Origin of the sequence: Burkholderia sp. BCC0419, assembly GCF_902830285.1 — a bacterium.
In the GTDB taxonomy this organism is placed as follows: Bacteria; Pseudomonadota; Gammaproteobacteria; order Burkholderiales; family Burkholderiaceae; genus Burkholderia.
The window spans coordinates 102,125-115,213 of sequence record NZ_CADESR010000011.1; the positions used below are offsets into that span (position 1 = coordinate 102,125).

The following is a 13,089-nucleotide window of genomic DNA, read 5'->3' on the forward strand; positions in this document are numbered from 1 at the left end:
ACTACACAATGAAAATCCGAACTTCTCTCACCGCACTCGTCGCATGTGGCGCCTTGACCGGCATCGCCCATGCGGGCTCGACGTCGCCGCAAGCGGTCGTCAAGACCATCACGTTGGTCGCGCATATCGGCGACAGCCTGTTCGTATCGAAGCCGGACGACTCCGCGTACGACGTGGTCGAACTGAACGTGACCGACGGCACGCGGCAGGCATTCGCGACGACGCTGCCGATCCGCGTGCGCACGACGACGCCCGATATCAACGTCACGCTGCTGCAGCCGCTGCGCCTGTCGAACGGTCGCGACGACCTCGCCAATGCGAAGGTCGTGCTGACGGGCAAGGCCGAAGACGCGGAAATCGCGCCCGGCGCCGCTCGCACGCTCACGCTGGTGAAGCCCGGGCACGACGGCTTCGACGGCTACGACGAAACCCGCAACGTCAAGGTCAGCGCACAAGCGCCGGCTGTCGGCGGGACGGCGTCGACCAATGGGCGCTATCGCGGCGATCTGGTGCTGGTGTTCGAGCCGGCAGCTTCGGCGGGGCGCGAGCCGGCGAAGGGGGCGGTCGCGGCGGCTGGCGAGTAGGAAAATCGCCCCGGCGGACATCGTCGGCCGGGGCGATTCAGTAAAAGTTTTTGCGCATAAACATACGACAACATATCTCTAAAGACTTGTTCATCGATGTGAGTGTGCGCACACATTCGTCACATGAAGTCAGAAAATAACAGGGTAAACGACAAATACGTGCCCTGCGCCGATCACGTCTAGACTGCGCAATGTAGTACGACGACGTATAAATAACGATCCGCCGACGGCGCATCGATACCCGTTACCCCGAAGGAGTGCCGCCCATGGCCGCCCATCGCCGCCGTTCGTCTTCGTCCGTCCGATCGCCCGCATCGAAACGGGTATCGCGCCGCGCCTTCATCGGCTGGACCGGCGCGCTCGCCGGCGGCGCGATGCTCGGCGGACCGTTCGCGGCCACCCGGGCGCTGGCGGCAGGCGCGACGCCCGATGCGTCGGCGGTCGATCTCGTGTGGGGCGAGCACGGCGCGGCGGCGCGCATCGCCGCATCGCTCGCGCACGTGTCGCGGCTCGCGCGGCGCGGACGCGGGCGCGACTTCGACGTGACGCGCTACGGCGCACGTCCGTGCGCGACGGTCGCGCAGACGTCGCCGTACCCGGCCGCGAAATCGCCGGTCAGCCCCGGCTCCGAGCTGACGACCGCGCCCGGCGCATTCGATTCGCGCCCGGCGTTTCTCGCGGCGATCGACGCATGCCGGCGCGAAGGCGGCGGCCGGGTCGTCGTGCCGTCCGGCGCCTGGTACTGCGCGGGGCCGATCGTGCTGCAGAGCAATGTCACGTTCCACCTGAGCGCGAACTGCGCGATCTACTTCAGCCCGAACCCGGCCGACTACGCGAAGGACGGCCCGGTCGATTGCGGCGCGAACGGCCGGCTGTACTACAGCCGCTGGCAGGCGAACGATTGCCTGAACTACGGCGCGCCCGTCTACGCGCGCAACGCGACGAACATCGCGCTGACCGGCGAAGGCCCGACGTCGGTGCTCAACGGGCAGGCGATGACGCCGTTCTCCGGCAGCGGCGCGAACAGCGTCTGCTGGTGGACCTACAAGGGCTCGTCGGGCGCATACGGCGCGAGCGCGACGGTGCCGGCCCAGAACACCACGAACCCGAACAACGTCGACCTGCGGATCGTCGCGCCCGCGATTCCCGACGCGCTCTATGCGCTGCTGACGTCGCCCGTCACGCCGTGGCAGCAGGACCAGAACTACCTGCCCGCGCTGTCCGAGGCCGGCGTGCCGGTGGAGAAGCGCATCTTCGGCCTCGGCCACTACCTGCGGCCGTGCATGGTCGAATTCATCGGCTGCACGAACGTGCTGATGGCGAACTACCAGACGCAGAACACGCCGTTCTGGCAGCACCATCCGACCGCCAGCCGCAACGTCGTGATCCGCGGCGTGACGACCAACAGCATCGGCCCGAACAACGACGGCTTCGATCCGGACGCGTGCACCGACGTGCTGTGCGAGGACTGCACGTTCAACACCGGCGACGACTGCATCGCGATCAAGTCGGGCAAGGACCGCGACACCGAATACGGGCCCGCGAAGCGGCACCTGATCCGCAACTGCACGATGAACAGCGGGCACGGCGGCATCACGCTCGGCAGCGAGATGGGCGGCGGCGTCGAGCAGATCTATGCGACGAACCTGTCGATGCTGAACGCGAACTGGCAGACCAACCCGCTGAACATCGCAATTCGCGTGAAGACCAACATGAACCGCGGCGGCTACGTGAAGGATTTCCACGTGAAGGGCGTCACGTTGCCGAACGGCGTGACGCTGAAGGGCGGCGGCTACGGCAGTGCGCTGCTCGCGGGCAGCCCGGTCAACGCGAGCGTGCCGCTCGGCGTCGTCACGCCGTCGGCCGGCAATCCGTCGGCGGCGCAGGGCGGCATCGTCACGTTCGACTGCGACTACCAGCCGGCGAACGATGCGGTGCGCACGCGCGCGCCGGTCGTGCAGGACGTGACGATCGCCGACGTGAAGGCGAGCAACGTGACGCTGAACGGTGTGAGCGCGTCGTGCTTCCAGGCGATCGTCGCGCAGGGGCCGGTCGCATTCGACTACAACGGCACGCCGCCCACGCCTGCCGTGCAGCCGATCGCCGGCGTGACGATCAGCAATTGCGACTTTGGCACGCCGGTGGCGTCAGGCGCGCCGACGGTCACGTCGCCGGGGCCGATCTATGCGTTCAACGTGAGCGCGATGACGCTGACGAACGTGACGATCGCCGGGCAGGTCGTCAACACGACGATCACCGACAAGCGGTGAGATGAGGCAACACGCCACGGCGTTCGCGTGCGTGCAACCGGTCGGTGCACGCACGCGAACGCGAATACGAATGCGTTATGCCAGCGTCTTGATCATGTAGTGCTCGTCGTAGAAGCGGCCATCGACGCACATCGAGCGCGGCTCCGTGCCGAACCGCACGAACCCCTGCGACGCATACAGCCGCTCCGCGGTGGGGTTGACCTCGTTCACGCACAGCATCAGCTGGCTGCATCCCCACGCATTCGCCGCATGCCCGGTCGCGCTGTCGAGCAGCGCCTGCGCGATGCGTTGCCCGCGATACGCGGCGTCGACGTACACGCCCCAGATCGTCGCCTTGTGCGCGATCTTCGTGCGCGCATCGCGGCGCACGCCGGTGATGCCGACGAGCGTATCGCCGTCGAACGCGCCGAACACGGCCTGTGCTTGGGTCGGCGTGAGGCGCTTGGCGAATTCGTCGACCGGCACCTGCGACTCTTCGTCGAGCGTCGGCAGGAAGGACGTGGGGGCGGTGTCGACCGCACGCAGGCGGACGGTTCGGAAACAGGCGGCGTCGGCCGCGTCGAGCAGGCGAATCGTGATCGTCATCGGGAGCATTCCGGTTGAGGGGCATGCATGCCGACGCGCCGCTGCTGCGGTCGCGGGATGCATCGTCCTTATCCTAATAGGAATCCGGATGCCGTGTGGCGATGTGCGGTGCGTCGCACGGACTGCGCGCACGATCGTGAACGGAGAGGGCGGTGATGTCGGCGCGTCGTACCGCGATCAAGGAGGGCGCGCGTCAAGCGCGTGCGCCGTCGCGCCAGTCCGGCGCATGACGTCAAACAGGCGACGTGCGCGCGATCAACTCACGCGCACGCCGGCGGAATCAATAGCGCGACAGCTGATTGCCGTTGATCTGCACGCGGTCGCCCGGACGCAGGTTGCCCGGCGACTGCACGTCGAACGAGCGCATCGAGCCGTCGCTGACCTGCACGTCGATCCGGTAGCTGCTGGGGCCTTGCGCGGCGCCCATCTGCTGGCCGATCTGGTTGCCCGCCACCGCACCGCCGAGCGCGCCGATCACCGTCGCCGCATCGCGGCCATGACCGCGGCCGAACTGGTTGCCCACCAGGCCGCCGACCAGCGCACCGACGACGGTGCCGGCGACCCCCGACGGAGCGACCGAGCCGTTGACCGGCTGGATGTTCGTGACGGTGCCGTATTGCGCGCCGTACGGGTTCGCGTATTGCTGTTGCTGATTGCCGTACTGGTCATACGGCTGCGAACCGTATTGCGACGGGTTGCCGTATTGATCGTACGGTTGCGGCGCCTGGTTCGGATACGCCGGTTGCTGCTGCACGTAACCCGGTTGCGAATACGCGGGCTGTGCATAGCCGGGCGTCGCGTATTGCTGCTGCTGCGGATAGCCCGGCTGCGCGCCGTAGTAGCCGGGCGCGACGCAGGCGGTGAGCGGAAGCGCCGCCACGGCGACGAGCGAGGCGAACAGAACGGTCTTCGTGGAAGGCATGCGCATCATGATGTTTCCTGCATCGGCAACGTGTCCGCCGATGGATTCCCGACACGGGTGGCGAACTCGGCGTGAGTATAAGGAATGGGTGGATGCGCGTCCGGTGCGGCCGGGTAACAACGTGTAAAGTCTGTTGCCGCGTAAATCGCCGGTCGGGCGGGGTGTCGACGCCCCGGCCGGCAACGGCGCGACGCGGCTTCCCGGCGGCCGCGTGCCGGCGACGCGGCCGATGCGCTGCCAGCGACATTTCAGTCCTTTCCACGTCGATCGCGCCCCATCGCCGCACCCCGCCCGCTGGGCCTGCGCGCCGCGCATCGCGAAATCGAATGCGCGGCATCGCGACATTTAATTGGCCTCGCGCGGCGGCGTCCGATATCGTGGCCGGATTCCCTGCCAACGGTCGCGCCGCGCCGGCCGCGGTTCCTTCCCCTGTCCGCGCGGGTGTCGCGCCGCGACCGCCCCACATTCCAAGCCATGACCGAACGACTCTTCATCAACGCCGTCGACGCCGGCGGCCAGCCCGTCAACCTCGTCGTCCGTGACGGCCGCTTCGCCGCGATCGGCGCCGATTGCGCAGCCGCGCCGGGCGCGCAGACGATCGACCTCGACGGCCGCGTCGTGCTGCCCGGTTTCGTCGACGGCCATATCCATCTCGACAAGAGCTTCGTCGGCGATCGCTGGGTGCCGCACGAACCGGTCGGCTCGCTGCGCGAGCGGCTCGCGGTCGAGAAGCGCCAGCTCGCGGCCGCGCCGCCGATCGTCGAGCGTGCGAACGCGCTGATCGCGCAGGCCGCCGCGTTCGGCACGATCGCGATGCGCAGCCACGTCGACGTCGATGCGACGACGGGCCTGTCGAACCTGCAGGCCGTGATGGCCGCGCGCGAACAATGGCGCGGGATCGTCGACATCGAACTGGTCGCGTTTCCGCAGGCCGGCGTGATCACGTGCCCGGGCACCGCCGAGATACTCGATGCAGCCGTGCGCGAAGGCGCGGACGTGGTCGGCGGGATCGACCCGACGACGCTCGACGGCGACGCGGACGGCCAGCTCGACATCGTGTTCGGCATCGCCGAGAAGCGCGCCGCGAAAATCGACATCCACCTGCACGAGCCGGGCGAGACGGGCATCGCGCAACTGCGGCGGATCGCGGCGCGTACGCGCGCGGCCGGGCTCGGCGGGCGCGTGAACGTGAGCCATGCGTACGCGCTCGGCCAGGTGAGCGACGACGACGTGCAGCGTACGGCCGCGGCTTTGGCCGAAGCCGGCGTGTCGATCCTGACGAATGCGCCGGGCGACTGCGCGTTCCCGCCGGTGCAACGGCTGCGCGACGCGGGCGTGCACGTGTTCGCGGGCAACGACAACATCCGCGACGCGTGGTGGCCATACGGCAACGGCGACATGCTGCAGCGCGCGATGATGGTTGGCTACCGGTCGGGCTTCTACACCGACGAAGCGCTCGGCATCGCACTCGACATGGCGACGCACGCCGGCGCGCATGTGATCGGCAAGGAGAACTACGGAATCGCTGTCGGTTGCGACGCGAGCTTCGTCGCGGTACGCGCGCCGAATGCGGCGGCGGCCGTCGCGGGCGTGCCGGCCGAACGCTGGGTATTCCGCCGCGGCGAAAGCGATACGGGCGCACCGTTCGCGCCGTCGCTGCGCTTCACGCGCTGACCGACCCGACCGGCGGCACGGCACGCGCCGTGTCCGCCTGGCACTGACCGACCCGACCGGAACCGACATGACGAACCTGCTGATCCGCAATGTCCGCACGAACGCCGACGCTGCGCTCGATATCCTGATCGAAGGCGATCGCATCGCGCGCGTCGGCCCGTCGCTCGACGCTCCCGCCGGCTGCGCGATCGAGGACGGCGCGGGCGCGTTGGCGCTGCCCGGCCTCATCGAAGGCCATACGCACCTCGACAAGACCCACTGGGGGATGCCGTGGTATCGCAACCAGGTCGGGCCGCGCCTCGTCGACCGCATCGAGAACGAACGCCGCTATCGCGCGACGAGCGGCCATGACGCGGGCGCCGCATCGCTCGCGCTGGCGCGTGCCTTCCTCGCGGCCGGCACGACGCGCATCCGCACGCACGTCGACGTCGATACCGAAGCCGGGCTGCGCCATCTGCACGGCGTGCTGGCCACGCGCGAGACGCTGCGCGGGCAGGTCGAGATCCAGATCGTCGCGTTTCCGCAATCGGGCGTGCTCAAGCGGCCGGGCACCGATGCGCTGTTGTCCGACGCGCTCGACGCCGGCGCCGACCTGCTCGGCGGGCTCGATCCGTGCGCGATCGAAGGCGATCCGGTCGAGGCGGTGGACGTGCTGTTCGCGATCGCCGAACGCCACGGCCGCGGGCTCGACATCCATCTGCACGAGCGCGGATCGATGGGCGCGTACTCGCTCGACCTGATCCTGCAGCGCACCGCGGCGCACGGCATGCACGGGAAGGTCACGATCAGCCATGGTTTCTGTCTTGGCGATATCGCCGAACGCGAGCGCGATGCGCTGCTCGCGCGGATGGCCGCGCTCGGCGTCGCGATCGTCACGACCGCGCCGGCGGCGGTGCCGGTGCCGTCGGTGGTTGCGTGCCGTGCGGCGGGCGTGACCGTGATCGGCGGCAACGACGGCGTGCGCGACACGTGGACGCCGTACGGCTCGCCCGACATGCTCGAACGCGCGATGCTGATCGGCATACGCAACGATTTCCGTCGCGACGATTCGCTCGAGGTCGCGCTCGACTGCGTGACGCACGGCGCGGCGCGCGGCTGCGGTTTCGCGGATTACGGGCTGCAGCCGGGCGGCCGCGCGGACGTCGTGCTCGTCGATGCGTCGACGTTCGCCGAGGCCGTCGTCGCGCGGCCGGTGCGGCGTCTCGTCGTGTCGTCCGGGAAGATCGTCGCGCGCAACGGCACGCTGGTCTGAGCGTCGCGTCGCCCCGGTATGATCCGGTTTTCAGCCGGATTTCCGGGAGACGACGATGCGACGCACGACAGCGGCACGGGCCGCACGATGGATGGCGGCGGCCCTGTTCGCCGTGACCGCCGCGCATGCGGTGGCGGCCGGCCCGGCCGACGCGCAGCAGGAAGCCAACCGGCGCACGGTGCTCGCGTTCTACGAGAAAGGGCTGAACGAGAAGGATGCGGACGCCGCGCTCGCGTATGTCGGCGATCGCTACGTGCAGCACAACCCGAACGCGGCCGACGGCCGCGAAGGGTTCCGCAAGTTCGTCGCGTTCCTGCGCGACAAATATCCGCAGTCGCACAGCGAGATCAAACGCTCGTTCGTCGACGGCGACTTCGTGATCCTGCACGTGCACGCGGTGCGCGAACCCGGCACGCGCGGCAGCGCGATCATGGACGTCTTCCGGCTCGAGCACGGCAAGATCGTCGAACACTGGGACGTCAACCAGCCGGTGCCCGAGCAGGCGGCGAACGGCAACACGATGTTCTGACGCGGGCGGGCCACGCAAGCCGTGCGCCTGAATCACGACCGCTTCACCTACCGCCCTTCGAGTTCCAGCATCGCCGCGAGCGTCTTCGTCAGCGCGCTGACCATCGGGTCGGCCGTCGGCCGGTGCAGGATCGCGATGTCCATGTGCTCGATCGGCGCGAAGCCCTGCTTCGCGGTCAGCACCACATGCTCGTCCGTCACCACGCGCGCGGGCAGTACGCTGATGCCGAGCCCGTCCGCGACGGCCGCCTGGATCCCGCTCAGGCTCGACGTCGTGAAGCTGATCCGCCAGCGGCGGCCGCGCTCCTCGATCGCCTTGATCATGTCGTCGCGATAGAGCCCGCGTGGCGGGAACACGACGATCGGCACCGGGTCGAGATCGATCGACGGATGCTTCGCGCTGTCGATCCAGCGCAGCTTCTCCGGCCAGCGCACGACGGCCTCGCGGCTGTCGCGCCGCTGCTTGATCAGCACGAGGTCGAGTTCGCCGCGATCGTACGCGGCGCTGATGTCGCGGCTCAGCCCGCACGTCACTTCGAGCTTCACCTGCGGATGCTCGCGCTTGAACGCCGCGAGCGCGTGCGTCGTGCGGCCCGCCGCGAAATCGTCGGGCACGCCGAGCCGGATCGTCAGCGCGACCGTCGCGCCCGACAGCGCCTCCAGCATCTCGTCGTTCAGCGCGAGCATGCGCCGCGCATAGCTGAGCACCGTCACGCCCGCGTCGGTCGGCCGCACGTCGCGCGCGCCGCGATCGAGCAGGCGGTGGCCGGCGATTTCCTCGAGCCGGCGCACCTTCTGGCTGACCGTCGACTGCGTCGAATGCAGGCGCGCGGAAGCCGTCGTGAAACTGCCGCAGTCGGCCACCATCACCAGCGCGCGCAGCAGGTCGATGTCGAACAGAGGTCTATTCATTTTTGCACTTCTGTGGATTCGAACATTTCATTTCCAAATGCGTGCGACGACTTTTAACATGGCCGGACGCCGTGGGCAATCGCGGTTTCGCCGGACCCGGCGCGGCGTTTCGCGGCGCCTTCGAAGCGCCTGACGCATCGTACCGGCCGCGCATCGGCGAGCGCGGGCACGCCAGGAGGAAACCGGATGTTTTTCAAACGGATCGCGATCATCGGCTCGTTTGCATTGACCACGCTCACGTCGGCCGTGGCCGCCGCCGATGGCGGCGCGCTGGAAGGCCGGCTGCGCGGCGCGGCCGACCGCGGCGACGCGGGCGAAGTGCGCACGCTGCTCGAGCGCGGCGCGCAGATCGATTCGCGCGACGGGCTGGGCCGCACCGCGTTGCTGATCGCGACGCACGGCAATCACGTCGAGGCGGCGCGCGTGCTGATCGAGGCGGGCGCGGACGTCAACGCGAAGGATGCGATCCAGGACAGCCCGTATCTGTATGCCGGTGCGCGCGGCTATCTCGACATCCTGCGGATGACGCTCGCGCACGGCGCCGACCTGCGCAGCACGAACCGGTATCGCGGCACCGCGTTGATTCCGGCGGCGGAGCGCGGGCATGTCGATACGGTGCGCACGCTGATCGATGCGGGCGTGAACGTCGACCACGTGAACCGCCTCGGCTGGACTGCGCTGCTGGAGGCGATCATGCTCGGCGACGGCAGCGAGCGGTACGTGCGGATCGTGCAGTTGCTCGTCGACGGGCACGCGAACGTCGATCTGGCCGACTCGAACGGCGTGACGCCGCTGCAGCATGCGCGGCAGCGGGGGTATGGGGCGATCGAGCGGGTGTTGGTGGCGGCGGGGGCGCGGTAGGTTCAGCGGTGGCAGGAAGGTGCTGCGGTCAGACCCAGACTTTCCGATAGAGGTGCAGCGCCTGCGACCATGCGGCAAGGTTTTTCCAGATGGACCGCAGCGGGGTGCCAGAGCGTTCCGCAGCTTCCTCGGCCGCCTTGACTACGACGGGGAGCGGCACCTCGTCGAGGATGGCGGCGAATTGCGACTCATATCCCGCAGGGATTTTCCCCGTGGCCAATGCCTCGATCAGTCGACGCTCGGTCAATTCACCCTTGTAGCTGACGTTCGCACTCACGACGGCCTTGTAGAGGCCCCTTTGAGCGGGCCGCGCATGGGTCACGAGCTCGATGCCGAGCAACGCAAGCAACGGAATCAGCTTGTTGATGCCGAGATCCTTGAGTTTCCCCGTTTCGAGCTGGTTGACGGTGAGGCGAGACAGCCCGGCGAGCCTGGCAAGTTGAGCCTGCGTGAGATGCAGCTCGGCTCTCCGTTTTGCCACGGCCTGACCGATCTCGTTGAGTTGCATACGGGTCCTCCGGCGCGGATTCAGCAACCCATGAATGTAAGGTATATCTTGCATCGTCGAGCGCGTTCTCGCGTTAGAGCGATTTGCCGTGCGGTATAGGGCGCACCGCCAATGCCGCTGAAAACATGCCAGGAAAAAGCGCCGCGTCAATCGCCTGTATAGACATCGCCGTTCCGCGAATATTCGGGGAAACACGCTCTGTGGCGGATGTGCGTCGCGCAGGGTAAACCCACAAAAATCTCTGCTTTGCGGCCGAAAATCAAGCGCTGTGCCAAGCTTCCGGCTCCTGTCCGCCTTCACCCTTTCCTGTTCTTGCGCTCCCCGCTTGCGCTCAAAAATCAAGCGGTCTAGACTGCATTGCAGTTTCATCGAAGTCCCCCGTCTTTCGCGCCCCGTGCCGGCATTCCCGTCGCGGCGCCTCCTCCGGACGCCGGTGTCGCCCGCCGCGTCGAGACTTTCAAGGACCCGCCATGAACCGCATTGCCAAGCTTCTCCTCACCGCGCTGGCGTTCGCGCCGCTCGCATCGTTCGCGCAGGACACGGCGACGATCCGCTGGGGCATCGATCCCACCTATCCGCCGTTCGAGGCGAAGCAGCCCGACGGCTCGCTCGCCGGCTTCGACATCGACCTGCGCAATGCGATCTGCGAGCAACTGCATGCGAAGTGCGTGTGGGTCGAGCAGGGCTTCGACGGCATGATCCCGGCGCTGCGCGCGCGCAAGTTCGACGTGATCATGTCCGCGATGACAGCCACCGACGAGCGGCTCAAGCAGATCGACTTCTCGAACAAGCTGTATGCGTCGCCGGGCGCGCTCGTCGCGCCGGTCGGCTCGACGCTGCTGCCGAACGCCGCGTCGCTTGCCGGCAAGCGCGTCGGGATCGACCAGGGCACGACGCAGGAGGCGTACGCGAAGGCCGAATGGGCGACCAAGGGCGTGACGATCGTCTCGTACCAGAACCAGGACCAGGTGTATCAGGATCTCGTCAACGGCCGCCTCGACGCGACCTTCCAGGACAAGACGCAGGCCGGCTACTCGTTCCTGAAGACGCCGCGCGGCAAGGGCTACGCGTTCGCGGGCCCGGACGTGACCGACGTGCGGATCACCGGCTACGGCGTCGCGATGGGCATACGCAAGGGCGACGCCGACATGAAGAAGCGGCTGAACGACGCGATCGTCGCGATCCGCGCGAACGGCACGTACCAGAAGATCGCCGCGAAATACTTCGACTTCGACATCTACGGCGCAAAGCAACTGACTTCGGCGCCGTGACCCCGTGACTCATTCGATCGACAGGCACACCATGACGAGTATCCAGCAGCGCGTCGCGCAAGCCGTGACGCCCGAACTGATCGCCGCGTTCCGCGAGGAAGGCGCGGTCTGCATCAAGGGCATCTTTTTGCCCGACGAAGTGGCCGCGTTGCGGGCCGGCATCGACGCGAACCTCGCGCAGCCGAGCGAACGCGCGAAAGTCGCGAGCCGGCCCGACGATCCGGGCTGGTTCTTCGAGGATTTCTGCAACTGGCAGCACAACGACGCGTATCGCGACTTCATCGTGCGCTCGCCGGCGCCGTCGGTCGCCGCCGCGCTGATGGGCACGGACCACGTGCGGCTGCATCACGACCATCTGCTCGTGAAGGAGCCCGGCACGCGGCAGCGCACGCCGTGGCACCAGGACCAGCCGTACTACGACATCGAAGGCGACGACAACGTCAGCATGTGGATTCCGGTCGATCCGGTGCCGCTCGAATCGACGCTGGAATTCGTCGCCGGCTCGCATCGCGGGCCGTGGCTGATGCCGCGCACGTTCATGGACAAGGAGGCGAAGTGGTTTCCGGAAGGCAGCCTCGCCGACCTGCCCGACATCGAAGCCGACCGCGCGGCCTTCCCGATCCGCCACTGGGCGCTCGAACCCGGCGACATGGTGTGCTTCCGGATGCTCACGCTGCATGCGTCGGGCGGCACGCAGAACCGCCGGCGCGCGTTCTCGATCCGCTTCGTCGGCGACGATATCCGTCACGCGCCGCGTCGCTGGAAAACGTCGCCCGATTTCCCCGGGCTCGCGGAGCAACTGCCGGAAGGCGCGCCGCTCGATCACCCGCTGTTTCCGGTCGTGTGGTCGCGCGACGCCGGGCAGGTTGGCGCGATCTGACCCGGCGTAATGAATGAACACGGCGGCCGTTTCATGACGAAACGGCCGCCGTGCGTTTCGGGGCGTGCGACGAAGGATCAGGTCGGGTGGCGCCCCGCGCCCGGCTTGAAGCGCGAGCCGAGCCGGTAGCGGTTGCCCGGATGCAGGAAGTGCACGAACGTGACGGGCAGCCCGTCGGTCCACGTGCGGCGCGTGAGCGTGAGGCACGGCTCGTCGGCGCGCATGTCGAGCAGCCGCGCCTGCTCGCCGGTGGGCAGCGACGCGTCGACGACGTGCTCGATTTCCAGTTCGTAGTGCGACACGTTGTTGTACAGGTACTCGGACGGCGGCTCGGTCTGGAAATCCTGATCGATGAAGCCGGGCGCGGCGGCCGGGTTCACGTAGCGATCCTCGAGCTGGATCGGCCGGCCGTTTTCCTCGTGCACGCACACCACGTGAAAGACCGGCGTGTTGACCGGCAGGCCGAACGCGGCCGCGACATCGAACGACGCAGGCTCGCGCGACTGGCTGAGCACGCGGCAGCGGTATTCGTGGCCGCGCGCGCGAATCTCGTCGCGGATATGCGCGATCATCAGCAGATTCGACTGCGGCTTCACCTCGGCGACGAAGGTGCCGACACCCGCGATGCGCTTCAGCACGCCTTCCTCGGTCAGCTCGCGCAGCGCGCGGTTGACCGTCATGCGCGCGACGCCGAACTGCGCGGCGAGGTCGAGCTCGGACGGAATGCGGTCGCCGGGGCGCCAGTCGCCGGACTCGACGTTCTGGCGAACGAGCGTCTTGATCTGCTGGAACGGTGCGGTGGCCTTGGTGACCATCGGAAGATCCTTGCGCGAAGAAGTGAC

The 13,089-nt window shown here is 68.0% G+C and carries 13 protein-coding genes; 8 read left to right on the forward strand and 5 right to left on the reverse strand.

Annotation, left to right across the window (positions count from 1 at the left end; all coding sequences use genetic code 11):
• The first annotated feature begins 8 nt into the window (after window positions 1-8).
• Together HWW87_RS32265 and HWW87_RS32270 are read left to right on the forward strand one after the other, a co-directional pair.
• Complete coding sequence (locus tag HWW87_RS32265) at window positions 9-584, forward strand: CS1 type fimbrial major subunit (RefSeq protein ID WP_175823702.1); 576 nt, start codon at window positions 9-11, stop codon at window positions 582-584.
• A 266-nt stretch (window positions 585-850) separates the two neighbouring features.
• The gene (locus HWW87_RS32270) at window positions 851-2,854 is read left to right on the forward strand and encodes a glycoside hydrolase family 28 protein (RefSeq protein WP_175823703.1); all 2,004 of its coding nucleotides are present in this window, start codon (window positions 851-853) and stop codon (window positions 2,852-2,854) included.
• A 75-nt stretch (window positions 2,855-2,929) separates the two neighbouring features.
• Here the strand turns inward: HWW87_RS32270 and HWW87_RS32275 are convergent, their stop codons facing one another.
• Window positions 2,930-3,439, reverse strand: coding sequence for a GNAT family N-acetyltransferase (locus HWW87_RS32275; RefSeq protein WP_175823704.1), 510 nt, complete (start codon window positions 3,437-3,439; stop codon window positions 2,930-2,932).
• A 280-nt stretch (window positions 3,440-3,719) separates the two neighbouring features.
• On the reverse strand, window positions 3,720-4,370 hold the full coding sequence (locus tag HWW87_RS32280) for a glycine zipper 2TM domain-containing protein (protein ID WP_175823705.1): 651 nt from the start codon (window positions 4,368-4,370) through the stop codon (window positions 3,720-3,722).
• Window positions 4,371-4,835: 465 nt separating this feature from the next.
• Here HWW87_RS32280 and HWW87_RS32285 point away from each other — a divergent pair, with 465 nt between their 5' ends.
• The 3 genes from HWW87_RS32285 (at window position 4,836) to HWW87_RS32295 (ending at window position 7,816) form a co-directional block, all read left to right on the forward strand.
• Window positions 4,836-6,035 carry an amidohydrolase family protein gene (locus HWW87_RS32285; protein ID WP_175823706.1) on the forward strand — a complete coding sequence of 400 codons (1,200 nt, stop codon included), beginning with the start codon at window positions 4,836-4,838 and terminating at the stop codon, window positions 6,033-6,035.
• A 67-nt stretch (window positions 6,036-6,102) separates the two neighbouring features.
• Window positions 6,103-7,287 carry an amidohydrolase family protein gene (locus HWW87_RS32290; protein WP_175823707.1) on the forward strand — a complete coding sequence of 395 codons (1,185 nt, stop codon included), beginning with the start codon at window positions 6,103-6,105 and terminating at the stop codon, window positions 7,285-7,287.
• 55 nt (window positions 7,288-7,342) lie between these two features.
• A complete protein-coding gene (locus tag HWW87_RS32295) occupies window positions 7,343-7,816 on the forward strand; it encodes a nuclear transport factor 2 family protein (RefSeq protein WP_175823708.1) in 474 nt (157 codons plus the stop codon).
• Window positions 7,817-7,863: 47 nt separating this feature from the next.
• On the opposite strand, the gene HWW87_RS32300 is transcribed toward HWW87_RS32295, so the two are convergent.
• Window positions 7,864-8,727 (reverse strand): LysR family transcriptional regulator, encoded by an 864-nt coding sequence (locus HWW87_RS32300; RefSeq protein ID WP_069621693.1) that lies wholly within the window; start codon window positions 8,725-8,727, stop codon window positions 7,864-7,866.
• Between the two features lie 186 nt (window positions 8,728-8,913).
• Between HWW87_RS32300 and HWW87_RS32305 the strand changes: the two genes are divergently transcribed.
• Window positions 8,914-9,588, forward strand: coding sequence for an ankyrin repeat domain-containing protein (locus HWW87_RS32305; protein ID WP_175823709.1), 675 nt, complete (start codon window positions 8,914-8,916; stop codon window positions 9,586-9,588).
• A gap of 28 nt (window positions 9,589-9,616) precedes the next feature.
• Here the strand turns inward: HWW87_RS32305 and HWW87_RS32310 are convergent, their stop codons facing one another.
• Window positions 9,617-10,096 (reverse strand): helix-turn-helix domain-containing protein, encoded by a 480-nt coding sequence (locus HWW87_RS32310; RefSeq protein ID WP_175823710.1) that lies wholly within the window; start codon window positions 10,094-10,096, stop codon window positions 9,617-9,619.
• 470 nt (window positions 10,097-10,566) lie between these two features.
• Between HWW87_RS32310 and HWW87_RS32315 the strand changes: the two genes are divergently transcribed.
• Together HWW87_RS32315 and HWW87_RS32320 are read left to right on the forward strand one after the other, a co-directional pair.
• A complete protein-coding gene (locus HWW87_RS32315; protein ID WP_175823711.1) occupies window positions 10,567-11,367 on the forward strand; it encodes an ABC transporter substrate-binding protein in 801 nt (266 codons plus the stop codon).
• Between the two features lie 31 nt (window positions 11,368-11,398).
• The gene (locus tag HWW87_RS32320) at window positions 11,399-12,247 is read left to right on the forward strand and encodes a phytanoyl-CoA dioxygenase family protein (protein WP_175823712.1); all 849 of its coding nucleotides are present in this window, start codon (window positions 11,399-11,401) and stop codon (window positions 12,245-12,247) included.
• Window positions 12,248-12,324: 77 nt separating this feature from the next.
• Here the strand turns inward: HWW87_RS32320 and hutC are convergent, their stop codons facing one another.
• Complete coding sequence (gene hutC / locus HWW87_RS32325) at window positions 12,325-13,062, reverse strand: histidine utilization repressor (RefSeq protein ID WP_174390610.1); 738 nt, start codon at window positions 13,060-13,062, stop codon at window positions 12,325-12,327.
• Window positions 13,063-13,089: the final 27 nt, after the last annotated feature.

Bases quoted from the DNA above. Each gene is read 5' to 3' on its own strand.
- HWW87_RS32265 (WP_175823702.1), top strand. From the start codon at position 9: ATGAAAATCCGAACTTCTCTCACCGCACTCGTCGCATGTGGCGCCTTG.
- HWW87_RS32270 (WP_175823703.1), top strand. From the start codon at position 851: ATGGCCGCCCATCGCCGCCGTTCGTCTTCGTCCGTCCGATCGCCCGCA.
- HWW87_RS32275 (WP_175823704.1), bottom strand. From the start codon at position 3,439: ATGACGATCACGATTCGCCTGCTCGACGCGGCCGACGCCGCCTGTTTC.
- HWW87_RS32280 (WP_175823705.1), bottom strand. From the start codon at position 4,370: ATGATGCGCATGCCTTCCACGAAGACCGTTCTGTTCGCCTCGCTCGTC.
- HWW87_RS32285 (WP_175823706.1), top strand. From the start codon at position 4,836: ATGACCGAACGACTCTTCATCAACGCCGTCGACGCCGGCGGCCAGCCC.
- HWW87_RS32290 (WP_175823707.1), top strand. From the start codon at position 6,103: ATGACGAACCTGCTGATCCGCAATGTCCGCACGAACGCCGACGCTGCG.
- HWW87_RS32295 (WP_175823708.1), top strand. From the start codon at position 7,343: ATGCGACGCACGACAGCGGCACGGGCCGCACGATGGATGGCGGCGGCC.
- HWW87_RS32300 (WP_069621693.1), bottom strand. From the start codon at position 8,727: ATGAATAGACCTCTGTTCGACATCGACCTGCTGCGCGCGCTGGTGATG.
- HWW87_RS32305 (WP_175823709.1), top strand. From the start codon at position 8,914: ATGTTTTTCAAACGGATCGCGATCATCGGCTCGTTTGCATTGACCACG.
- HWW87_RS32310 (WP_175823710.1), bottom strand. From the start codon at position 10,096: ATGCAACTCAACGAGATCGGTCAGGCCGTGGCAAAACGGAGAGCCGAG.
- HWW87_RS32315 (WP_175823711.1), top strand. From the start codon at position 10,567: ATGAACCGCATTGCCAAGCTTCTCCTCACCGCGCTGGCGTTCGCGCCG.
- HWW87_RS32320 (WP_175823712.1), top strand. From the start codon at position 11,399: ATGACGAGTATCCAGCAGCGCGTCGCGCAAGCCGTGACGCCCGAACTG.
- hutC (WP_174390610.1), bottom strand. From the start codon at position 13,062: ATGGTCACCAAGGCCACCGCACCGTTCCAGCAGATCAAGACGCTCGTT.